This window comes from Lacticaseibacillus mingshuiensis, assembly GCF_016861785.1.
GTDB lineage: Bacteria > Bacillota > Bacilli > Lactobacillales > Lactobacillaceae > Lacticaseibacillus > Lacticaseibacillus mingshuiensis.
On record NZ_BOLS01000004.1, the window covers coordinates 1 to 23969 of the forward strand.

Here is a 23969-nt window from a genome sequence, read left to right on the forward strand (position 1 = left end):
AATACTGGAATGAAGCCATTTAGAAACAGACAAAATTTTATATTATTTCATCTGTCAACTTGACAGGGCCGACCGCATTGGGATTGTGAGCGGCTTTTTGTGACCGTCGAGCTACTTGGCTCGCCAAGCTCTCACAAGATCGCGCCAAGCCAAAATGCAGGCGGCCGAAATGATCAGCAACCCCAGGCCTTCTCCTAGCAGCTGCCGAAGCAGGTTGGCCACGGTACGAAAAAGCCTGTAGAAATAGTTGACACAAAAGTACAACGTGTTTTAGAATGTGTTTAACGGTACCCCACATACCTCTGCATTTAGGTGCATGTATCCTTGGTTGGGGTCTTTTTTTGTATATGGGGGAAGACATGGCTTATACGCGCGTAGCAACAACAACCCATCAGCAAATTGACATCTTGAGAAGCCGTGGCCTTCAGATTGCTGATGAAAAATCGGCGATGGCGATTCTGGAAGAGGTTGGTTATTTCCGATTTAAGGGATACTGTCTTCCATTTTATGGGCCTGAAAAAGAAAGATTTCGGTCTGGTGTCGATCTTGAGCAGATCTACCAGACCTATCGTTTCGATACAGATGTTAAAGCATTAACCCTACAAGCTTGTCAAAGAGCAGAGACCAGATTTAAGTCAATTATGGGCAATACCTTGGCATTGACACTCGGTTCTGTTCTGCCCGATACTGCTTTCTATTCTGTTGACAGAGCAAAACAATGGCATGCGCGAGCTGCTAAGGCCCAAGTTGATGGCTCCTCGCGAGGTGAATTATATGTTGATCACTATACTGTTGAGTATGAGGAGTTTCCAATTTGGGTGGACCTGGAATTGACCTCGTTTGGCAACGCTTCAATGCTTTATTCGTGGCTTGATCGTGATCTACAACGTCAAGTGGCAGCAAGATATGGCGTCCGGTACCCCTATATTCAGAACTGGATGCATGTGTTAACGGTTATTAGGAATACGTGCGCACATAACTCTCGAATTTATGGGCGTCATTTGGCTCTCAATACAAGAATTCCCAGCTCACAAAGCCCATATTTTGTAAACGGAAATTTCTTCTCTGTACTGTTCGTTTTGTACAAAGTCCTAGCCCGGAAAGACTTTGCGGTGTACCTGCAACGCATGAAGACTTGCTTTGACAGTTATCAAGGTTGCGTCGCTATCAACTGGTTGGGTTTTCCAGACGATTGGTTTGAGCACTGCCTTGGTATGATGTGAGCATGGCGGCCGATATTAGTTTCCTTGATCAGCATGATTGACTGTAACGAGTCAGTGTCATGACGTTTCCCTGAACCAATGCTCAGTTTCGCAAATAACCTTTCAGTTCTTCAAACTCGACACCGCCAACAGGGACGGTTATAATCATTCTGGAACCTCGGTGCATCGCCCTGATCAGGTCGCACCGGCATGCTTTTGCATCGTCTTTCGGTTGTTGTTTGCCTCCCGTGGGCCTCTGTCTTGGGCTTACCACAGGAGGCGGGCGGCAGCGACCCGGCATCGCCGTGATTCAAGGAAGACGGGCTCGCGCCTGATCCGCGCGGCACCGACCCGAACCGGTATCGTCGGTGTTCCATAGCGGTGGACAACACAGCGGAGGCGCCTCCTCGTGCACTGGGGAGGCGTTTTTTGGTGCCTCCAGGAAAAATAGGTTGGCGCTGGCCGCCATTCTCGTGACCGGATTCACCCTAGTGGGGATGCCACTTACGTATAAAAATCCCTGATACGAGGAAATTGAGATGTTTGAAAAAGGTGCAGTCAGAAGCCGGCGCTCATTGACGCAGCGTCTATCGGCGGATGAATCCGGTCATAAAAACCAAAAAAATCCAGCACAAGGCTGGATGATAAAACGATATAAGGTGAAATATCACGGGATATCGGTGGCCTCTGCTGGCATCGTATCTTTGAGCCAACTCCAGGTATAATGCACCGTGCCATCTTCAAGCTGGACAGAATATGCAGTCGCCTGGTCATCGGATCCGGCGGCTTTTTGCGCGGCTTTCATCGCGGCAACGGCTTCGGCCATCGTCGCGTACAAGCCGTTTTCGCCAATCACAGCCGGGTCGGTGCCTTTTTCGGTGGCGGCGTCGGTGCCAGTTGTGTCCGTTGTGTCTGTGGTCGCGTCCTCATGCGCCGGTTTCTTCTCGGTATTGGCATCGGTGGCCGGCGTTGAGGCGGCTGTGGTGTCTTTGGCTGGCTTGCTCGTGGTAGTGGCTTGCTCATCCGTGGTGGTTGCGGACGAGGACTGGGCCGCCGCGTCGCTCGCTGGGTGTGCCGCGGTTGCGGTGTCGGATGTCGAACTGGCCGTGGCCGTAGCCGCGCTCGCGTCAGCCTTGGTCACCTTATCAGTTGTGGCGTCTTTGGCAGGAGTCTTTGCCTCGGTGGCCGCTTCAGTTGTGGTTGATTTCGCCGGGGCCGCTGCCTGTTGCGCCGCACTATTTTCCGCGGGGACCGCGGTTGGCGTCAGGGTATCGAGCAGGGGGAGGTAGGCCTGGCGAAACGCGGCGACGGGGACCGCTTCGATCGCCGTTTTTGCGGCGGCGAGTTGGGCGGCAGTCGGGTCGCTGGTGGTTGCGGCGCGAATCGCAGCGAGGGCCGTCGCCTGGGTGTCGACCAGTTTGACGTCGGCCGCCGCAGCTTTGGCGTAGGTCTTGTCCGCCGCCTGGAGCCGCTGGAACGCGTTGTTCAGGTTGGTGTTGTCGTAGCTAGTGTCGCGGATCACGTGGTCGGTGTTCAGAATTTGCTCGGCTTCGGTGTGGACCGCGACGAATAATTCGGCATTTTGAATCTGCTTTTGGGCGGTGGCGAGTTGTGCCTGCTGGGCAGGGGTCATCGTCGCCTTCAACTTGGCGGCCTGGCCCGCCGTGTAACTGGCGCGGTTGAGGTAGGCGGCTGCGAGATTGCTTTTCGGCGCGCTGACAAAATCGGCACCGCGCAACGCTTTGGTGGCTTTTGTGACTTGCGTGATGGCGTGTTCGGCTTCGTTGGCGCGGGTGAGCTGGGCGCGCACCTGCCAGCCGACCGCGATCGTCACGACCGCCCAGAGGATGACAAAGACAGTCATTTTCTTCTTCACGTGAACGCCTCCAATCGACTTGGTTGTGGCCATGATAGCATAGACTTTCGCGTTTCGACACGATGATAAGACGATGTGACAAGGATGTTAGCTCGTCGCAACGTTGTCATGTGGCTTTAATATTTCGAGTTCCTTCATTAGTATGGCGGATGGCAAAAATAGTTGCAATCAAAATCCAGCGGTCATTATATTTTCTTATTCCAAGTTCGTATACGCTGCCATACCAGGTTTGGCCCGCTTATTTGTCCGCCATCTAATTTTTCGTGATATTATTTTTCCGAAAAGGAGGCGACGCTCATGATCAGGATTCAGGGCGGCACTTATAACATCGGCACCAACGCCGATGATGGGTTCATCGAGGATGTGGAAAAACCGGTGACTGCGGTGACAGTCGCGCCGTTTGAGATCGGCGAGACCACCGTGACCAATGCTGAGTTTGCGGCGTTCGTGAAGGCGACTGGCTACCAGACGGACTCCGAGCGCATCGGCTGGAGCTACGTCTTCCATCTGTTGATGAGCGAGGCGGCGAAGCAGGACGCGATGCCGCTGCCCCGCATGGAATGGTGGTATGGCGTGCGCGGCGCCACCTGGGACCATCCATTTGGCCCGGATTCGACCATTGAAAATCGGCTGGATCATCCCGTTGTGCAGGTCTCGCGCAATGACGCCGTGGCTTATTGCCAATGGGCCGGCGTACGCTTGCCGACTGAGGCTGAATGGGAGATCGCGGCAAAAGGCGGCACCACCAACACCAAGTGGCCCTGGGGCGATGACGCGCTGGTCCCAGATGGCACCTACATGGCCAACACGTTCCAGGGCGATTTTCCCTGGGTCAATGAAAAAACGGATGGCTTCGTCGGCACCGCGCCGGTCCGGTCGTTTACGCCAAATGGGTACGGCCTCTGGCAAATGATCGGCAACGTCTGGGAATGGTGCGTCAATCCGCGCTACATCCCGCTCGCGGCGTTCCAGACAACCAGCGGCCCGGCGTTTTGGGCGCAGTATCAAGCACATGACGACGCCGATTACGCGACCAAGGGCGGCTCGTTTCTCTGCCATGAAAGCTACTGCAAACGATATCGCATCGCGGCGCGGAATGGGAATACCGGGGAAAGTGCCAGCAGTAATATGGGGTTTCGGGTGGTCCGGGATCTGTAGGAATAGGGAAGGCGGCGTTGAGAATGCGCCGTCTTTTTTGTATAGATCAGGCTATCAGTACTGACTGTTGTGCATGTGGTCGAGAATACTAAAACTGCATTTCTATGTGGTTCACGAATCAAGATAGATAAACCAGACTCTGTGTACATAGGCAAATTAGGTCTTGCGATGTTGTGACTTGTTTTCTGTGGATCCGTAAAACGGGACCGTGCAATAAAAATAAAATTAAAACATTTTCTCCGATAAAAAGGGCGGCCATCCGCTCATTATATATTTTCATATGTATTTATTCGATATACAAAAAACCCTTGGCGTGCTTTAATTGACATATAAGCCAAAAACAGCGTGAAGCTGAGGGGGAGCAAATATGGGACAGACAAAGGAATACGGAATCGGGCTTGATATCGGTACGAGTTCGATCGGCATCAGTGCCGTTGACGGCCAAGGAAAACTGCTCAATCTCAAGGGTAAGAAAGCGTACAGCGTTTATCTTTATTCTGAAGGCCAGGCTGCCGCGACTCGTCGCCAACAGCGCACCACGCGCCGTCGACTCAAACGTCGGCGCCGACGTTTGGGTCTCCTGCGAGAATTATTCCGACCGATGATCGAGGCGCAAGACCCTGAATTTTTCCTAAGACAGAAATATTTCGGCATTTCGCCTAGAGACAAAGACAATGTTCAGACGGCCAAGCGGATTTTTAATGACCGCACTGACAAAGACTTTTATGACCAATATCCGACAATCTATCATCTTCGCCATGCACTGATGACCAAGCCCGAGCAATTCGACATTCGGGAGGTCTATTTGGCCGTTCGCCATATCATCAAGTATCGCGGCCACTTCCTGACCCAGGGCAACGCAAAAGATTTTGATGCAAAGAAGATTGATTTTTCAGCGGCGTTCGCCACTATGGATGACTGCTATCAGCGCCTAATTCCTGATTCCTCGATTGTTCTGTCGGGTCTTCAATACGATGAGATCAGCCTTATCTTGCTGGATAACAACAGCAGTCGCGCCGATCGGAGGGGTAAGTTAGTCACGCTTCTGATGGCGGCACAGACGCTCACGGATAAGGATGAAATCAAACAGGTCAAGCAACTTATCACCGAGCTAGCAAACGGCATTCTTGGCTTGAAGACTAAGTTCAATGTCCTGGTCAATGTCGAGGGGGATGGAACCTGGAACAAGTCGTTTGACGCCTTTGATGACTTTTTCGCCGATCATGGGAGCGAACTGTCTGATGATGCCCAGACTGTACTTGAGACGGTTCAAGAACTCTATCGAAGCATTTTATTGGCTGGCATCATCCCGGCCGGTACGACCTATTCTGAGCACATGATCGAGCGGTATGAAAAACACAAGGAAGACCTCAAGTTGTTTAAAGCCTATTTGGCGACGCTTGAGGCAAAAAAGCGGCGTGAATTACGAGCGCTCTACGATCAGTATATTGATGGTAAGGACAGCAAGCCCCTGATCAGGGACGAATTTTATAAGCAGTTGTCCAAGGCTATCGCTAAAGATGACTCCGAGATGGCGCAAACAATCAAAGACGAAATTGTCGCCGATAATTTCCTTCCAAAACTGCGAACGAAAGACAATGGTGCAATCCCATATCAGGTCCAGCAACGCGAGCTTGATGTGATTCTTGCCAATCAAGGGAAGTATTATCCGTGGCTTGTCAATCCTAATCCTGTCGAGGCGCATCGTTCCGCAGCGCCATATCAGATCGATGAACTGATCACCTTCCGGGTACCTTATTACGGTGGTCCGATGATCACGGAAGAAGATCAACGTGAGACCTCTGGTGCTAAGTTTGCGTGGATGGTTCGGCGCGAGTCGGGTGAGATCACCCCGTGGAACTATGAACAAAAGGTAGACAAGCCGAAGACTGCTGCCGGCTTTATTGCACGCATGAAGACGACGGATACTTATCTTCTGGGTGAAGATGTAGTGCCGAAGCAAAGCTTGCTGTATCAGCGGTATGAGGTGTTGAACGAACTGAACATGATTCGAGTGGAGGGTCAGCCGCTAACGGCTACGCAAAAACAGCGACTCTATGTTGAATTGTTTCAGAATCGAACAAAGAACAGTGCAGTGACCGCTAAAAAACTGCGTGAGAATTTAGTGACCCACGGGGAGTTTCCTCCTAAGATGGAAATCAAGATTGAAGGGCTCTCCAACGGTAAATCATTCTTGAGTGGCCTATCTTCGTATCACCGCTTGCGTCAAATACTACCCGAAGCAATTGACGACCCAAGCCGCCAAGAAGACTTGGAGACAATTATCGCCTGGGCAACAATTTTTGAAGATAGCAACATTTTGCGAGATCAGTTACAAACCATTAATTGGCTGACAGACGATCAGCGTCAGTCACTTGGTGGCTTGCGGTTGCGGGGATGGGGGCAGTTCTCCAAAAAACTTCTCGCGGAACTGAAAGATAGTCGTGGCAAGACTGTGATCCAGGAACTCTGGGACACACAACAAAACTTCATGCACATCATCAGCGATGATCAGTTCAAGCGGGCAATCGACGAGGCAAACCAGGGCCGTCTCTCACCGAGCACCGTCGATGAATTACTCGACGAGGCCTATACGTCGCCAAGTAATAAGAAGGCTATTCGAAAGGTCATGACGATCATTGCGGACATTAAGCGAGCTAATGGTGGATATGACCCGACTTGGCTCTTCCTCGAGACCGCTGACGGCCCATCTGGCAAGTCTGATCTCTCGCGATCGCGTCGCCAACAGGTCGCAACGCTTTTTGATACGATTGCCTCTGATGTCGTTCGTGAGAGTGTGCGAGAGGAGTTTCATGAGCGCCAAGGTTCTGCCGACTTCAGCAAAGACCGCCTATTTCTGTACTTCATGCAAAATGGGGTGGACCTCTACACCGGCGAGAAGTTGAACATCGATAATTTAGCGGGGTATGACATCGACCATATTATCCCTCAGGCAATCACTAAGGATGACTCTCTTGCAAATCGTGTGTTGGTCTCGCAATCTGCCAATCGAGAAAAGGGCGATCGCCTCGCATTTGATGTATACGGACCCGCGATGCAATGGAAGTGGCGGCATTTGAGCGACGACGGCTTTATTCCAAAGAATAAGCTGGCAAATCTGATGCTGCGGCAAAGCGATTTTGACAAACGAGCTGAAGGCTTCATCGCCCGTCAGTTGGTTGAGACCCGTCAGATTATCAAGCTGACCGAGCAAATTGCGGCAGCATTGTTCCCAGATACGAAGATTATTGCGGTGAAGGCGGGATTGACCCAAGGATTCCGGCACGCGTATGGTCTACCAAAGAATCGTGACGTCAACGATTATCACCATGCATTCGATTCATATCTGGCTGCGTGGATCGGGCTCTATCTACTCAATCGCTATCCGAAACTCACACCGTTCTTTGTTTATGGTGACTACAGTAAGGCCTATTACAAAGATATTCGTCAGTTTAACTTCATCGCTATGATGCAGAAAAACAATCTGACCGTAACGAATGAGAGCGGGGCTGTGGTCTGGGGTGGCCCGCAGACGATTTCCGATATGAAACGGCTCTATGAATATAAGCATGTTACGACAGTTCATGAAGTGCTGGAAGGACATGGCGCGCTGTATGACGCAACGAGATATCCTGCCAGCGATGCAGCGCGTAAGTCGCTCATTCCTCTTAAGGCTAATTTGCCGGTCGAAATATATGGCGGTTACGCGAAGGAAGCTGCAGCATATCTCTCGTTGGTCCGACTGACTGATAAGACACCGGTGACTTATAAGATCTTCTCTATCTCAATTCGAGATGCTAGTCTCATTGCCCAACAAGTGAAAAATAGTGAACTTAGCTTTAGAGAGCTTATATATATCCAACTGAAACAAGAAAAGTTCCTTTCTAAAAGCAACTTTGAGGTTGTTATTCCGAAACTTGCGCTGAACAATCTCTTTCACAATAAAAAGTACGGGTATTTCTTGGTGAGATCTGATAAGATGTTTAGGAACTACCAACAATTGTGGTTATCACTCGCGGATCAAAAACGGTTACAAGCACAAGCCTCTGATACTGTAGAACCTAAAACGATTACAAAGGGATTGGACACAGTCTTTGAAAAGATTGTCGATCAAAGCGACCGTTTCTTCAATCTTTATGATATTCGTGCCAATCGTGCCAAGTTGTCTGAATCTATAGCCGGCTTCAATACTTTACAGGCTAATAACGTATTAGATCTCATTGGGCTCAAACGTATGGTGATTAGCCAGGTTTTGACCGGCTTACATGCAAATCCGACTGCCTTGAAGGTGCCGGATTTAGGTATAACGACGCCGTTTGGCTTTTTACAAAATAGTAGTGGTGTTAACTTGGCAAATGACACTGAGATTATCTATCAGTCACCATCGGGTATGTTTGAAAAACGTATCCCACTCTCTTCTTTGTAGATAGTGGGTCTGATCTCGAAGAAAAGCAAAAGAGCTGCAAGGCATTTACCTCGCAGCTCTTTCTTGTACTATGTATGCCCCACAAAGGGCCGATGAATTTAATCAGGAATGAAACTTAGCCGAAGCTTTGTTTGACCTTAACGCTAGATGTCAGTTCAATCAGGTTCAACTGTTGAGGATGTCAAACTCAACATAATAAGTATAGCATCTATCAACATTTTTTGACAAGGAGGTAAGCCGATGAATTTCAGGACAATATATGTGACTAGCCATGCAAAAGTCACGACACTCAGTAACAACCTTGTCGTGCAAACTGACAACGGAACGAAGACGATACCTTTGGAAGATGTCCATCTATTGGTGTTAGGAACACCGCAAGTAACGGTGAGCGGTATGGCTATTAGTGCGTTAGCGCGAACAGGTGCAAAAGTTCTCTTTACCGGACCGAATGGCAAGCTATCGGCCGAGACTATGAATATGTATAGCACTGGGCGCAGTGCTTCAACTATCGTATCGCAGGTCCTGTGGGATGTTGAGTTGATGAGTGTTGTATGGACAAAGATCATCGGCGCGAAACTGAGCATGCAGGTACAAGTTCTGGAAGCTATGCAAAAGAATGCTTCCTTGGTGCGGATGCCCCTTGAAGAAATGGAACTGAATGATGTTACAAATCGAGAAGCCGTCGCCGCTCGCAAGTATTTTCCGGAGCTGTTTGGCAGTGGCTTTTCTCGAAGCAATATTGATGCAACGAATGCAGCCCTCAATTACGGGTATCAGATACTACTGTCGCATGTGAATTTAGAAATAACGGTCAACGGCTATATGACGGAGTTAGGAATTCACCATCAAAGCGAAGAAAATCAATTTAACCTAGGATCGGATCTTATGGAGCCCTTTCGTCCATTCATTGATTTGTGGGTGTCACGCCAGAAATTCAAGGAACTCACGCCTGATGTAAAGGTTGGACTGCTTGATAATATGAACACGGTCATCAAGTATAACGGAAAGAATACACTACTCCGAAATGCAATTCCTGACCACGTTAATCGTTGCTTGCGTTTTTTAAATGGAAGTCTTGATGAACTCCAAATGGAGGTGCGACTAGCTGATGAGGTATCGAGTGATGAGACTAATGGTGATGTTTGACTTACCAGTTGAAACGAGCGCAGAACGCCGAGCATATCGCCAGTTTCGAAAAGGGATGATCAGGGAGGGCTTCTTTATGATGCAATACTCTATATATGTCCGGGTTTGTCCTAATCGAAAGTCTGCTCAATTTCTTGAACAGCGTATTGCTAATTTGGCTCCAGAGGCCGGCGTGATTCAGACGATGCTTATTACTGAAGCTCAATATCAAGCCGTGAATTTTATTGCTGGAAAGGCCAGCGATGACATTCGAAATTCACCAGAAAGGACGATTGTCATATGACTACTTTGACATATTTCCCGTATGCACCAATCACTCTATTACCAGGAAAGGCTACAGTTGTTGACACTGCGTCTCCTCGAGTTTATATGGACCTTTTAGATGGTATTCGCCAAGAGAAAGATATCTTGGTGTTTGCCAATGAGCAGACGAAAGTGGTTGATACTAGCAAAGCTGCAACTTGGTATGGAGATATTCTGCTGGAGGTGGATCTAGACAAACTCTTTCAACGGCTGATTATCAAACAACTTCTTGCTGTTATCTCAGATGAATCAACAGTCAAGTTGATCGATGAGGCAAAGGAAATGCTTCGTCTCGTACTTGAAAGCTCATTCAATTTAGACATTCCGCTCGACGTCTCGCTGACACCGACATTGGAGAATATTGTTAAATTTTCAGGATTAAGTTTCAGTCCCGAAACAAAAGCAGACCCATATGCTACACTTGAGGTACTTCTAAGGACACTTGTTGAACTGGAAAATGTCAAAATTCCGGTTCTAACAAACCTGAGCCACTATCTTGATGTCAACCAGTTGAATCAACTAGCAGGATTAGTGGCAGGAACTGGCATGGCCGTTCTTGACATTGAATTTTCATCTATCTCTCGACATAGCTTATTCGAAGAATGCCAGTATATCTGGATTGATTCGGAGTTTAACGATTCTCGAGGAGAACGAGAATGAGATTTTCATGTCAGAACATCGGCCTTAGATAGATGTCAGTTCAATCAGGGTCAGCACTTTCATACCTTCGGCCAAGACATCTTGACGGCCTTAGATAGATGTCAGTTCAATCAGGGTCAGCACTGAATTTGGCTTTGCTCGGCTGGTCTATCGGCCTTAGATAGATGTCAGTTCAATCAGGGTCAGCACGCGTGCTGTACACGCCTTTAGACCTTGTAGGCCTTAGATAGATGTCAGTTCAATCAGGGTCAGCACACGCAGTTTACCTGGGTCAACGAGCAGTTCGCCTTAGATAGATGTCAGTTCAATCAGGGTCAGCACTTGAAATTGAAAACCCATATCGGTACCGGGGCCTTAGATAGATGTCAGTTCAATCAGGGTCAGCACCACGCGTTTGTGCCTTAGACCATACATTCGGCCTTAGATAGATGTCAGTTCAATCAGGGTCAGCACACGGGAACCCGTTGCGCCACCACGGTTAGTGCCTTAGATAGATGTCAGTTCAATCAGGGTCAGCACGTAAATTGTTGTTTTCTGTAGCCATAACTAGCCTTAGATAGATGTCAGTTCAATCAGGGTCAGCACAGCCGTGGCTACTGAAACTATTCCATTCCAGCCTTAGATAGATGTCAGTTCAATCAGGGTCAGCACAGAAGCAAGATAGACACCGCAATAGATACGGCCTTAGATAGATGTCAGTTCAATCAGGGTCAGCACTCACCGAAGCGGCTGACGGCATGAGCACGCGCCTTAGATAGATGTCAGTTCAATCAGGGTCAGCACGCAGCATTCGTGACTTCTACTGGCGACACTGCCTTAGATAGATGTCAGTTCAATCAGGGTCAGCACTGAAATGAAAAGTGATACCGTAACAATTACGCCTTAGATAGATGTCAGTTCAATCAGGGTCAGCACGCTGGTGTGTTGGTTGATGGCTTGACGTAAGCCTTAGATAGATGTCAGTTCAATCAGGGTCAGCACTGACTGGATCATCACGCATCCGTATTCTGCGCCTTAGATAGATGTCAGTTCAATCAGGGTCAGCACTGAACATAAGAGAGACGGACCTTGCCGGTTGCCTTAGATAGATGTCAGTTCAATCAGGGTCAGCACTGATAATTAAAATGGCACGTAAGTCTTACTGCCTTAGATAGATGTCAGTTCAATCAGGGTCAGCACATCCAAACATTGGTATTTAATACAAAAGATGCCTTAGATAGATGTCAGTTCAATCAGGGTCAGCACCTTTCTGTATCTACTATAGCTCCATGAATGGCCTTAGATAGATGTCAGTTCAATCAGGGTCAGCACTGAATGGTCATGAGCTTGCTGTTGCCCTTCGCCTTAGATAGATGTCAGTTCAATCAGGGTCAGCACAACAGCACCACAAACTACAGGGTGGCGCTGGCCTTAGATAGATGTCAGTTCAATCAGGGTCAGCACCCGCATGTTGGGGTGCACACGTCGTGATGGGCCTTAGATAGATGTCAGTTCAATCAGGGTCAGCACTCCCTGTGGCCAAGCTACGTCCAGTTGGTTGCCTTAGATAGATGTCAGTTCAATCAGGGTCAGCACACAAAGCTGGCAAGATAGGTAACCTTGACTGCCTTAGATAGATGTCAGTTCAATCAGGGTCAGCACAAACTAACCCAGCAAGAAATCGACAGCATGGCCTTAGATAGATGTCAGTTCAATCAGGGTCAGCACAATCTGGAACGGGCTTCGCTCATTTGCTGGGCCTTAGATAGATGTCAGTTCAATCAGGGTCAGCACTAATTTCCAGCGTTGCGCTGGTCATGCCAGGCCTTAGATAGATGTCAGTTCAATCAGGGTCAGCACAGGAGAATAGCGAGCGTGGACTAAATGCAAGCCTTAGATAGATGTCAGTTCAATCAGGGTCAGCACTTGCTCCCTTCCCCCCGTGGTCGGAAAGATGCCTTAGATAGATGTCAGTTCAATCAGGGTCAGCACCGTTGTCCCTGTGTAGCTGTTAGCAACAGTGCCTTAGATAGATGTCAGTTCAATCAGGGTCAGCACTCAGGGCCTGCAGGTTCAATACGTTGATGAGCCTTAGATAGATGTCAGTTCAATCAGGGTCAGCACAGAACTTGAGGCGTTTTCTGCCAAGCGCGTGCCTTAGATAGATGTCAGTTCAATCAGGGTCAGCACTGTTGTCAGCGTAGGATTGCTAAGATTTAAGCCTTAGATAGATGTCAGTTCAATCAGGGTCAGCACGCAGGTTCCAGGTCTGCATGGCCAGCATCAGCCTTAGATAGATGTCAGTTCAATCAGGGTCAGCACCGTATCGCTTGGCCTCTTGGTCTTGGTACAGCCTTAGATAGATGTCAGTTCAATCAGGGTCAGCACCCAAATAAAGAAAGGACATTAACAATGAATGCCTTAGATAGATGTCAGTTCAATCAGGGTCAGCACACGCAGTGCGGCGAGCTTTTCGTCTAAAGTGCCTTAGATAGATGTCAGTTCAATCAGGGTCAGCACGTCAATTATGAGGTAGTGTTTTACGAGTTCGCCTTAGATAGATGTCAGTTCAATCAGGGTCAGCACCATTCTTCGGAATCACCAGTTTCTTGATCTGCCTTAGATAGATGTCAGTTCAATCAGGGTCAGCACACATCAATAGTGTTTTCGCACATCCGATTGGCCTTAGATAGATGTCAGTTCAATCAGGGTCAGCACAAGCCTGGGCCTTAACATCTCCAATGTCGTGCCTTAGATAGATGTCAGTTCAATCAGGGTCAGCACGAAAAAATATACGATTGCAGAAGGTAAGTTGCCTTAGATAGATGTCAGTTCAATCAGGGTCAGCACAAAGGGGTACGCGCTTTCCACCTTGTATGAGCCTTAGATAGATGTCAGTTCAATCAGGGTCAGCACCATCGAACATGCCATTGTGGTCTGGGTCATGCCTTAGATAGATGTCAGTTCAATCAGGGTCAGCACTACAACGTCTATCTCGGCACTGGCGGGGTAGCCTTAGATAGATGTCAGTTCAATCAGGGTCAGCACCATCGACACCAGGCAATGGCGCGGTGACAGGCCTTAGATAGATGTCAGTTCAATCAGGGTCAGCACCCCTCATCCTCGACGCCCTGACCAAGCTCGGCCTTAGATAGATGTCAGTTCAATCAGGGTCAGCACCCGACGACCTAGACGACATCGCCCCCGACAGCCTTAGATAGATGTCAGTTCAATCAGGGTCAGCACCTGCCGGGCGGAAGCTTCGACTGTGATGACGCCTTAGATAGATGTCAGTTCAATCAGGGTCAGCACCAGTTGATGAGCTAGGCGATGTAATCATGGTGCCTTAGATAGATGTCAGTTCAATCAGGGTCAGCACGTAAACATTCCCGCCGCCAATATAGATCTTGCCTTAGATAGATGTCAGTTCAATCAGGGTCAGCACCGGCGGCGTCCACGTACCAGCCTAAGGGAAGCCTTAGATAGATGTCAGTTCAATCAGGGTCAGCACAACGCCGGGCTTCAAATTCAAACGACCTCAGCCTTAGATAGATGTCAGTTCAATCAGGGTCAGCACCGCCACGCTATACAAGTCAATAGTGTGAACGCCTTAGATAGATGTCAGTTCAATCAGGGTCAGCACCGATGCATGGACTTCGACACAGCCACGTCTGCCTTAGATAGATGTCAGTTCAATCAGGGTCAGCACCAAGGCTCAGCAGTTCGACGTGAAGCGCATGCCTTAGATAGATGTCAGTTCAATCAGGGTCAGCACTTTATCGATTGCTGCATATAGTTCTCGAGTGCCTTAGATAGATGTCAGTTCAATCAGGGTCAGCACCGCTTGTGCCACCGGTGAATGAGGCGGTCGGCCTTAGATAGATGTCAGTTCAATCAGGGTCAGCGCCGTTGATGACGAGCTCGTCAATCGAGTAGAGTCTTAGATAAATCTCAGTTCCATCAGGCTCAATATATGATCAGACTATGTATTTACTACCCCCGTACCTTAGATAGATGTCAGTTCAATCAGTGTCAGCTCCATAGGCGAGGACAACTCAAGATGCGGCGTACTTCAGCAAGCATTCAATACAACAGGGGAGAAATTCAACCTTGCTCATGATTGCTCTTTTTTAAATGTCATATTTGGGTGGGTGCGCTTTTACATCGCAGTGATCAGTCCCCATGTTATAATTGTAGTTGTTGGGATAGCTCCTTTCGCAAACGCGAAGGCTGGTTAAAAGGGGTGATACGAAGTGTGGCTTGTAATCAAACTTGCATTCTATCTCTACATGATCTTGCTCACTCTATAGAAAATGGTGGTCGCCTCTAGGGGCGGCTATTTTAGTATTTGACTTAAGCACTCAGGGTGTCAGCACAGACCATTCTTGTCTGAAAAATCAACATAGATCGATTGACATGCGCTACACTGTTCATAAATGGTGTCACCAAGGGGCTCAACAAATAGAGTTGAGCATCAAAATAGTCGTTTATCCCTATTAAAAGGAGAACTGCACAGTCAATGACAAAACACTTTGAGCTTGATGGCCAGACATATGAGCTGGTCACGATCGCACAGGATCAAAGTCATGCGCAAAAAGGGCCAATCGTGATCTATCGGCGGCCAGGCACTCAGCAGTATTTTGTGATACCTCAAGATGAGCTGATTTCTAGAACGAAGCAGCAAAAACCGGTGGATTGGTCAGCGCGCTTGACTCTATTTAAGTCACTTTTTGTGGGCCGAACTGATGTGTATGCGAACCGGTACTGGAACAAAAGGGCAGAGAAAAAGGCTTATGCGCCAGCCGCGCCATTTGAGAACGGCCGGCCTTCTCGCACTCACCATTTCGAACTGACCGATGCGGTTTTGCTTGATCATCTGCGTGGCAGTCAAACACGGTCAGGAGATACGGCGATTGGCCTTTATCCTTTGGCGGAGGACAACACCACTAAATTTTTGGTATTCGATATTGATGGTCACCACGCCGATCAGCCGTGGCAAGGGCTCAGCGAGTCGATAGTAAAAGTTTGCCGAGAAGCGGGACTCGCGCCACTTGTTGAATTGTCGCAATCCGGCAGTGGAAGTCATATTTGGCTGCTTTTCGCGACGCCGCTTGCGGCATCGATCGCGCGTCGGTTGGGGGATGAGTTGCTGAAGGCCACGCAGGCAATCGACCCGCGCCTACCGTTCACGGCATTTGACCGGCTATTTCCTGCACAGGACCAACTTGGACCCGGACAATTTGGTAATTTGATTGCCGCGCCGTTGGAAGCTCATGCGGCTAGAGATGGGCAGAGTGTCTTTGTGGATGAGGCTTGGAAACCATTTTCAGATCAATGGGCCGTTCTTGCGAAAGCTGACCGGCTCTCGTCTGCAAAGGTGAAAGAGACGATCGATCGGCTTTCGCAGCGGGCTGGCTTTCGACTGTATGATGAGGCGGATGAGGAAGACGAACCCGACATCTTTACCCAGCCTTACCAGATCACCAAGCCGCTGACGATCATTCGCGCCAATGCGCTATATGTGCTGAAGGCGGATCTAGATGCAGAGGCGCTGTTGCATTTGAAGTGGCTCGCGTCGTTTCGCAATCCTGTGTTCTATGAGCGCCAGAAAAACCGTATGCCGGTTAATCTGACACCGCGCATCATCAGTCTTTATCGCGAATCGCCCACGTATCTGATCTTGCCGCGTGGGCTGGAGGATCAGCTGGCGGCAATGGTGGCCTCGATCACTTGGCAGGATAAGGTGGCAACCGGCACGCCGCTTGATGTGCACTTCAATGGGACGTTGCGGCCGAATCAGGTCCCCGCATTCAATGCCATGATGGCCAACGTGAACGGGATTTTAGCTGCGCGAACCGGGTTTGGCAAAACGGTGATCGGCGCCAATCTGATTGCCAAACGCGCGGTCAGTACGTTGATTCTTGTTCCCAATAAGACGCTGGCTGAGCAGTGGCGGAAAAGTTTGCAGCAACTTTTGACGATCAACACTGCGCCGACTGTAGTGGAACACACGCCTTCTGGACGCAAACGTCGTAAGCCCATCATTGGGACGTATTATGGACAAAAGAAAAATTGTAGTGGCCTCGTCGATATTGCGACCGTCCAAGCTGTCAGCCGGCTCCAAGATTCGCGCACTTTTCTAGATCGATACGGTATGGTGATCAGCGATGAGGTCCATCACGATGCCGCGTCCACTTTTGACCGGGTGATCGGTGGGCTTCGTGCGCGCTACCTTTATGGGTTGTCAGCGACCCCATACCGCCGCGATGGGCAGGCACCAATCTTGACGATGCGTTTTGGACCGATTCGTTTTCGCACTGAGGCAGTGGACCCTGAGTTTGCGCTGAGCGTGCAGCGGACGGTGATCCCGCGGTTCACGAATTTTGGCATGACAGATCTTGAGACTCTGAAAAATGGAATCGTGGAAAATCGTACTGCGATGCTACATGATGAGGCGCGTGATGCCGTGATCATTCGCGATATCAAGAATGCATTGAAGGCCGGTCGACATCTCATTGTGCTGACCAGTCTCGTGGAACATGTGGATCAACTCTATAGTCGGGTGAAAGACGCCAATGTGTATCGCATTTACGGCCGCTTTTCAGCAAAGGAACGCAGTGAAGAGATCACACGAATCAAGGCAGAGACCGGGCCATATGTGATTTTAGCCACGACAGCTACGGCTGGAGAGGGGCTCGATATCGCGACGCTGGATACATTACTGCTCGCGATGCCGATCGGTTATCACGGTAATCTTGAGCAGTACCTCGGCCGGATGCATCGAGACCTCGGGGCGAAATCGTCGCTGATCGTGTACGATTATGTCGACATGTTTGTGCCGATGTTGATGCGAATGTATCGCAAGCGACGCAAGACCTACCAAGCGCTGGGGTACACGATCTCGGAAGATGCCTTCACCAAGCAGCGTGGGCCACAGGTCTTTGACGGCCATTGCCAGGTGGCGCTGTCGCAGGCCCTGTCAGCTGCGTCCTCTGTTATGGTGGTTGTCCCGCGGGCCGGCCGATTTTTACAAGCAAGATTGGAAAATTCGCTCATGCCGGAATGCACTGCAGAGGTCTACACGCAATTCGAGCCAACCCTGCCAATCTCAGCCAACAGCCACTTGCACCTTGCCGCTTTCGCTTTGCCAAATTGTGTGGTCATCGATGGGCGTCAGCTTTGGATCAGTATTGATGCGGGATTTGAAAATAATCGTGGGATGACGATACGGTTGGATCATCCGGAGCTCGTTTCTCAGTTAGTGAAGATGATGGCGGATAATGAAGGGCGATTGCCACTTTGAGATTTTCTCTTTGCACGACGACGTTCCACCTAATTCATTCAAAAGGGCGATCGCAGATCTTTGCGCGGTGTGCCTTTTTTGAATCTCGGGAGGCCTGAGCAGCAGACCTGAGGCCGCTATGTACCTCCGACCCCACTGCAAGTCGGAGGGTGGCACGTTTCGCTTCGCTGCAGTGGAAACGAAGCGAGCTGTGCCGTTAATGCTCTTTGGCGCTTTCTTTGGCATCCGTGCCGCCGCCATATCGATTGCTGGTGCAGGTTGGAGGAAGTTTAGGCTTAGAATTTCGCTGACCTTCCCGCTCCCGAAGAAGCAGGCGTCCGGCTCAAGATGGGACGCATTCCAGTCCTACAAACAAAGGTGGGCTGCACGACATTGTGTGGATGCCGGTAGTGCTATTCGGTTGTCAAAGAGCGTGACATGGCGTTGCCGCCGGGGACGTTGCAACATTTCTGGCTCGCCGAGGCGAACCGTGCGTCTTTCATCATTGTTGGATCTTTGAGTCGCCGCCATAACCAGACGCTGGTGCGGGTTGAAGGAAGTATTGGCTTAGAATTTCGCTGACCTTCCCACTCCCGAAGAAGCAGGCGTCCGGCTCAAGATGGGCCGCATTCCAGTCCCACAAACGAAAGTGGGCTGCACGACATTGGATGAAAGACTTAGGTGGGAGTCCGGACTCCCATGGTGCGGGTGGCGCTGAACGCTGCTGATCGGGCGTGCATTCTGTAGGTGTGGTTGTTTCTTGTCAGCCCGTGTGAGATCGGATGAGTTGCATGCGACTGATCTCACTCGCCGCATACCTATCCGGGGGTCGGTAAGGCCACCACCTTCTCAGGCCTTACACTATATAAAGCGATTCTCGAGGGTCAAAACGTAAAGTATTTTCGTGTAAATGTTTTGTATACGCGTTCAAATGCCGAAAAGACTGGTTTTGTGAGCTAAATATATTTCCATAAATTTCGGCGTTTTGGGCTAGACCAGACGCTTCTCATCGGCGCATGTCGGCTGTCAGTGATCCGCTATGTACCCCTGATCCGGTCGGGCCTTTGACCGGACTAGGGGCCACACAAGTTGCAATCGGCAGGCCCTCCCCAGTCGCAACTTGTGTGATTACAGTGCTCTTTGAAAAGCTTTTGTGGTATCCGTGCCGCCGCCATATATCGATTGCTGGTGCAGTAAGCTTAGGTCATGTAGGCTTAGAATTTCGGTGACCTTCCCGCTTCCGAAGAAGAAGGCGTCGTTCTCAAGATGGGCCGCATACCCGGTGCTGCAAACAAAGGTGGGCTGCACGACATTGTGTGGATGCCGGTAGAACTTATTCAGCTGTCAAAGAGCGTGACATGGCGTTGCCGCCGGGGGCGGTGCATTTGTAACGACCTGCTTGCGCAAGCCGTTCGTCTTTCATCTTAGGTGGATCTTTGAGTCGCCGCCATATCGGACGCTGGTGCAAGTTGGGTGACATATAGGTTTAGAATTTCGGTGACCTTCCCGCTTCCGAAGAAGAAGGTGTCGTTCTCAAGATGGGCCGCATTCAGCTCCTGCAAACGAAGGTGGGCTGCACGACATTGCGATGAAAGACTATGGTGGGAACCCGGGCTCCCGTGGTGCGGGTGGTGCTGAACGCCTGCTAGCTAGACAAGCTTTCTGAAGGTGTGTTGTTTCCCCCGACCGCCCATGGAGTCGAATGAATATGCATGCGACAGTCTCCACTTGGGGCATGCTCATCCGGGCGTCGGTAAGAGCCCACCTTCCTGACCCTTACATAATATTAAGCGAGTGGGAGCCGGAAAATGTGATCGAGATTTTGATGTTATTTTTCGATGGCGCCGGAAACGTTGCTGTGAAGGGGTTTTTGAATCACCCCAAATTTTGACCAAGGAATCTTTTTTCGACAAAGTGCTTTCTGAATCGGCGCTTATCTCGGGGCAAACCGAGATCAAAAAATACACAAAAGTGAAAATATTTCCGCGAGAAATTCAAAAACAACTTTTTTGCCGAGATTGCCGAGACGTCTCCGGGGTGTCGGTTCGAGATGGGCGGACGTACCCCTAAGCCGCCGCAAAAATCGCGCCACAGAAAAACGCCGCCTCCACTGGAAACGGCGCCTGATACAGTTTAGTTTTCCTGTTCTCCCACTGGGCGATGCTTGAACATCGTGGTGGCGGCGACGGGTTGTTGCCAGCCGGCGTAGAGGTTTTCGCGTTCTGCGGCTGGCATGGTTGGCTCGAAACGGCGGCCGATGGTGGCGATGGCGGCCAGCTCATCCGTATTTTTCCAGAAACCAACGGCCAGGCCGGCGAGGAACGCGGCACCCATGGTCGTAGTCTCGAGGTTGCCGGCGCGCTCGATCGGGGTGTTGAGGAGGTCTGCCTGGAACTGCATGAGGTAGTTGTTGTTGGCGGCGCCTCCGTCGACGCGCAGGGCGGGAATGGTGATGCCGGTGTCCTTGTACATGGTGTCGACCACGTCGCGGGTCTGGTAGGCCAAGGCCTGCAGGGTCGCCTTGATAAAATCGGCGCGGGTGGTGCCGCGGGTCAGGCCAAAAACGGCGCCGCGAGCTTCGGCGTCCCAGTATGGCGCGCCGAGGCCGGTGAAGGCAGGGACGACATAGACTTCGTTGCGCGAGGTCGAACTGAGCGCCTCATCTTCGGAATCGGTGGCGTGGGCCAAGAGCTTCATGGCATCGCGGAGCCACTGGATGGCGGAGCCGGCGACGAAGACGGAGCCTTCCAGGGCATAGTTGATCTTGCCGTCGATGCCGTACGCGATGGTGGTCAGGAGGTTGTTGGCGGACATGACGGGTTCTTCGCCGGTGTTCATGACGATGAAGGAGCCGGTCCCGTATGTATTTTTCACCATGCCAGGCTCAAAGGCGAGCTGGCCGAAGAGGGCACTTTGCTGGTCGCCAGCCATGCCGGCGAGGGCGACGGGGCTGCCAAAGAAGTGCTCGGGCGCGGTGTAGCCGTAAACTTCCGCATTGCTGCGGACTTCCGGCAACATAACCCGGGGAATATTCAGGAGGCGTAGGATGTCGTCGTCCCATTTGAGGTCGTGAATGTTGAAAAGCATCGTGCGGCTGGCGTTAGTGTAGTCCGTCACATGAATGGCGCCGCCGGATAATTTCCAGACGAGCCAGGTGTCGATGGTGCCAAAAAGCAGCTCGCCGCGCTCGGCACGGGCCTGGGCACCGGGCACTTGGTCCAGGATCCAGCGTATTTTGGTAGCGGAGAAATAAGCGTCGATGATCAGGCCTGTTTTCTCATGAATCGTCTCAGAAAGGCCATCTTCCTTCATTTCTTCGGCGATGGCGTTGGTTTGGCGGGATTGCCACACGACCGCGTTGTGAATGGGCAGGCCGGTCAGTTTGTCCCACACGACCGTTGTTTCGCGCTGGTTGGTGATGCCGATGCCGGCGATCTGCTTGGGCTGGATCCCGGAGTCGATGAACACGCTGGAAAGTGTCGCCTGCACGGCATTCCAGATCTCGTTTGGGTTGTGCTCGACCCAGCCGGGCTGGGGAAAATACTGCGGAAACTCGCGCTGCGCTTCCGCAACGGTGCGGCCGGCGTGGTCAACGATGAACGCGCGGGTGGAGGTGGTGCCCTCGTCGATAGCGAGGATGTAATTTTCAGTCATGTGAGGCGACTCCTTATTCCGCGAAGGCGGATGATAGGGCTAATGTTAGCGCTGACAGGGGAAAAATTCAATTGCGCAGCGGGGTGACGCAGGATAGTTGGGCAGCTGGGCAGTGGGGCGCCTGGGCCGAGGCGGCGAGCAGGACGGGTAGCGGCGTATGGCGCACGAGGCGGGTGGCCGGATGCCAAGGCCAGGTGGAGCCAAGGTTGGGCGTTCAGTATGCAAAAAAACACCCGCCAGATGGAAATGGCAGGTGCGAGCGAATTTTTCATTTGGAATCAGTAGATAAAATCGAGGATGAACCAGCCCATGATGCCTAGAATCAACAGGCCCAAGAAGTTGAAGCCCAGGAATCCGAGGAAGAAGCGGCCTTTCTGGTGGTTGCCCCAGTTGACGTATTCTTTGTAAACAAGCAGGTTGCACATGGAGCCGACCACAGAGCCGAGGCCGCCGATGTTGGAGCCGAGGAACAGCGCGCCGGCATACGTGGTGAATTTGCCGATCAGGATGGTCGATGGCACGTTCGAGATGAGCTGGCTGGACAGGAGGCTGGTCATGTAAACGGAATGGTCGGTGGACATCAGGCTGGCGATCAGAGTGGAGACCCACGGAATCTGGCGCAGAACGGACACGATCACGAAGAAGCCGGTGAACGTGAGGACGATGCCATAATCCACGTGGATCAGGATGTGCGGGTCAAACAAGGCGGCAAGCACGAGGGCCACGACCGCGCCGACCCAGGATGGCAAGAAGCCCAAGACGCCGGCGAAGATCACAAGGGCGGCCACGCCGGTGATGACAGTCGGCCGCATCATGATGTGGATGTCTTCAACAGGTACAGTCGGCACGGGCGTTTTTTTCACCATCAGCGAAAACAGCGCCAGCAGGATCAGGCTGGCGATGAGCAACGGAATCGACCAGGAAAAAAAGGTCCCCAGTGACACCTGGTAATGATTCATCATGAAGATGTTGTGGGTGTTGCCGAAGGGCGTGAAGGCTGAGCCGAAGTTGGCGGCCATCCCGATCAAGGTGACGGGTAGGATCTCCGGCAGGTCATATTTTTTAGCGATGCGTAGATAAAGCGGGACTAAGGTCAAAACGGTGACGTCGTTGGTCAGGAACATCCCAGCCACGACGGCAAGAATCAAAAACATCCACGTCAATTGACGGGCGTCATTGGCGTGACTGGTGAGGCGATATGCGCAGTAATCGAGCACATGGAGGTACTCGAAAATTTGGATCAGCGTCATCATCGCGGTGATGGACCACAGGGTGGAGAAGTTGATATCGGCAAGACGCGGCCGCGCAATGAACAGGCTGAGCACTGTCAGGACCGCTGTGATCTGAAAAACGCGGTCCTTTACAATGTTTTTAAGTATGGTCATAGTTACACTCTCCAAAAAGACTCAACAGCTCTAGTTTGCGCCTAAATCAATGTACTGACAATGTATCGCGTGTAAAACTCGTGTAAAGCGAAACGTTCGGGAATCACGGAAATGACGGTGGATCAAGGTTTGTGAAAGCCCATACAAAAATCAAGACTGATGCGCTTTCATGGCCGATCATGCGTGTTTGTTCCGGAAAGTGGCCCACAAAATGCCGAATGTAAATTTTTTGTATCGGCATCCGCTGCCCTATTTTTGCCAAGTCGTCTGTTATACTGGACCCCGGAGGACTGTTGTATGAATATCACGGTGATCGGTGTCGGTAAGCTCAAGGAAAAATATTTCAAAGATGGCATCGCTGAATATATGAAACGACTCGACAAGTTCGCGAAGGTGAAGCTGGTCGAAGTGGCGGATGAAAAAGCGCCGGAATCGTTGTCCGAGGCGGAAATGGCGCATGTCAAAGAGGTCGAAGGTGAACGTATCCTGGGGAAGATCAAGGACCGCGATTGGGTGATCGCGCTGGCAATCGAAGGCAAGCAGCGGCCCAGTGAGGTCTTTGCCAAGGAACTCGCGGATCTCGGCACATATGGCCATTCCGATATCACTTTTGTCATCGGTGGCTCGCTTGGCCTTGCCCCGGCTGTGATGACGCGGGCTAATGATACGCTGTCGTTTGGCAAACTGACGATGCCGCACCAGTTGATGCGCCTGGTCTTGATGGAGCAGATCTACCGCGCATTTATGATCAACGCGGGGAGCCCGTATCATAAGTGAGGCCGGCGTCTTGCTTTTTCACAGGCGCGCGGCTGTGGGCAGGGTCGATTTCGACGCTCGCCGAAACCGCTTGCAAAATCCCCGTTTTTCGCTATAGTCATGGTGACAATAACGAGGAGAT

The 23969-nt window shown here is 50.8% G+C and carries 11 protein-coding genes and 1 CRISPR repeat array; of the genes, 8 read left to right on the forward strand and 3 right to left on the reverse strand.

Features of this window, described 5'->3' with window-relative positions; translation table 11 throughout:
• Nucleotides 1-359 precede the first annotated feature (359 nt).
• Nucleotides 360-1223 (forward strand): Abi family protein, encoded by an 864-nt coding sequence (locus JUE67_RS03350; RefSeq protein WP_203626313.1) that lies wholly within the window; start codon nucleotides 360-362, stop codon nucleotides 1221-1223.
• 646 nt (nucleotides 1224-1869) lie between these two features.
• Here the strand turns inward: JUE67_RS03350 and JUE67_RS03355 are convergent.
• Nucleotides 1870-3078, reverse strand: coding sequence for a hypothetical protein (locus tag JUE67_RS03355; RefSeq protein WP_203626312.1), 1209 nt, complete (start codon nucleotides 3076-3078; stop codon nucleotides 1870-1872).
• A gap of 297 nt (nucleotides 3079-3375) precedes the next feature.
• On the opposite strand from JUE67_RS03355, the gene JUE67_RS03360 reads away from it, so the two are divergent.
• The 6 genes from JUE67_RS03360 (at nucleotide 3376) to JUE67_RS03385 (ending at nucleotide 18053) form a co-directional block, all read left to right on the forward strand.
• Nucleotides 3376-4236, forward strand: coding sequence for a formylglycine-generating enzyme family protein (locus JUE67_RS03360; protein ID WP_203626311.1), 861 nt, complete (start codon nucleotides 3376-3378; stop codon nucleotides 4234-4236).
• Nucleotides 4237-4603: 367 nt separating this feature from the next.
• The gene (gene cas9, locus JUE67_RS03365; RefSeq protein ID WP_203626310.1) at nucleotides 4604-8662 is read left to right on the forward strand and encodes a type II CRISPR RNA-guided endonuclease Cas9; all 4059 of its coding nucleotides are present in this window, start codon (nucleotides 4604-4606) and stop codon (nucleotides 8660-8662) included.
• 240 nt (nucleotides 8663-8902) lie between these two features.
• The gene (cas1, locus tag JUE67_RS03370; RefSeq protein ID WP_203626309.1) at nucleotides 8903-9808 is read left to right on the forward strand and encodes a type II CRISPR-associated endonuclease Cas1; all 906 of its coding nucleotides are present in this window, start codon (nucleotides 8903-8905) and stop codon (nucleotides 9806-9808) included.
• Nucleotides 9786-10091 carry a CRISPR-associated endonuclease Cas2 gene (cas2, locus tag JUE67_RS03375; protein ID WP_203626308.1) on the forward strand — a complete coding sequence of 102 codons (306 nt, stop codon included), beginning with the start codon at nucleotides 9786-9788 and terminating at the stop codon, nucleotides 10089-10091. Before cas1 ends, cas2 begins: the two co-directional genes overlap by 23 nt.
• Nucleotides 10088-10771 carry a type II-A CRISPR-associated protein Csn2 gene (csn2, locus tag JUE67_RS03380; protein ID WP_203626307.1) on the forward strand — a complete coding sequence of 228 codons (684 nt, stop codon included), beginning with the start codon at nucleotides 10088-10090 and terminating at the stop codon, nucleotides 10769-10771. Before cas2 ends, csn2 begins: the two co-directional genes overlap by 4 nt.
• Nucleotides 10772-10792: 21 nt before the next feature.
• A CRISPR array of direct repeats spans nucleotides 10793-14657; the repeat unit is 36 nt; unit sequence GCCTTAGATAGATGTCAGTTCAATCAGGGTCAGCAC.
• A 612-nt stretch (nucleotides 14658-15269) separates the two neighbouring features.
• Nucleotides 15270-18053, forward strand: coding sequence for a DEAD/DEAH box helicase (locus JUE67_RS03385; protein ID WP_203626306.1), 2784 nt, complete (start codon nucleotides 15270-15272; stop codon nucleotides 18051-18053).
• A 2112-nt stretch (nucleotides 18054-20165) separates the two neighbouring features.
• Here the strand turns inward: JUE67_RS03385 and glpK are convergent.
• Nucleotides 20166-21686 carry a glycerol kinase GlpK gene (glpK, locus tag JUE67_RS03390; RefSeq protein ID WP_203636972.1) on the reverse strand — a complete coding sequence of 507 codons (1521 nt, stop codon included), beginning with the start codon at nucleotides 21684-21686 and terminating at the stop codon, nucleotides 20166-20168.
• Nucleotides 21687-21964: 278 nt separating this feature from the next.
• Entirely contained in the window at nucleotides 21965-23071 is a 1107-nt protein-coding gene (locus JUE67_RS03395) for an SLC13 family permease (RefSeq protein ID WP_125696928.1), read from the reverse strand.
• A gap of 297 nt (nucleotides 23072-23368) precedes the next feature.
• Between JUE67_RS03395 and rlmH the strand changes: the two genes are divergently transcribed.
• Nucleotides 23369-23848, forward strand: coding sequence for a 23S rRNA (pseudouridine(1915)-N(3))-methyltransferase RlmH (rlmH, locus tag JUE67_RS03400; RefSeq protein WP_125696927.1), 480 nt, complete (start codon nucleotides 23369-23371; stop codon nucleotides 23846-23848).
• Nucleotides 23849-23969: the final 121 nt, after the last annotated feature.

Bases quoted from the DNA above. Each gene is read 5' to 3' on its own strand.
- JUE67_RS03350 (WP_203626313.1), top strand. From the start codon at position 360: ATGGCTTATACGCGCGTAGCAACAACAACCCATCAGCAAATTGACATC.
- JUE67_RS03360 (WP_203626311.1), top strand. From the start codon at position 3,376: ATGATCAGGATTCAGGGCGGCACTTATAACATCGGCACCAACGCCGAT.
- cas9 (WP_203626310.1), top strand. From the start codon at position 4,604: ATGGGACAGACAAAGGAATACGGAATCGGGCTTGATATCGGTACGAGT.
- cas1 (WP_203626309.1), top strand. From the start codon at position 8,903: ATGAATTTCAGGACAATATATGTGACTAGCCATGCAAAAGTCACGACA.
- cas2 (WP_203626308.1), top strand. From the start codon at position 9,786: ATGAGACTAATGGTGATGTTTGACTTACCAGTTGAAACGAGCGCAGAA.
- csn2 (WP_203626307.1), top strand. From the start codon at position 10,088: ATGACTACTTTGACATATTTCCCGTATGCACCAATCACTCTATTACCA.
- JUE67_RS03385 (WP_203626306.1), top strand. From the start codon at position 15,270: ATGACAAAACACTTTGAGCTTGATGGCCAGACATATGAGCTGGTCACG.
- glpK (WP_203636972.1), bottom strand. From the start codon at position 21,686: ATGACTGAAAATTACATCCTCGCTATCGACGAGGGCACCACCTCCACC.
- JUE67_RS03395 (WP_125696928.1), bottom strand. From the start codon at position 23,071: ATGACCATACTTAAAAACATTGTAAAGGACCGCGTTTTTCAGATCACA.
- rlmH (WP_125696927.1), top strand. From the start codon at position 23,369: ATGAATATCACGGTGATCGGTGTCGGTAAGCTCAAGGAAAAATATTTC.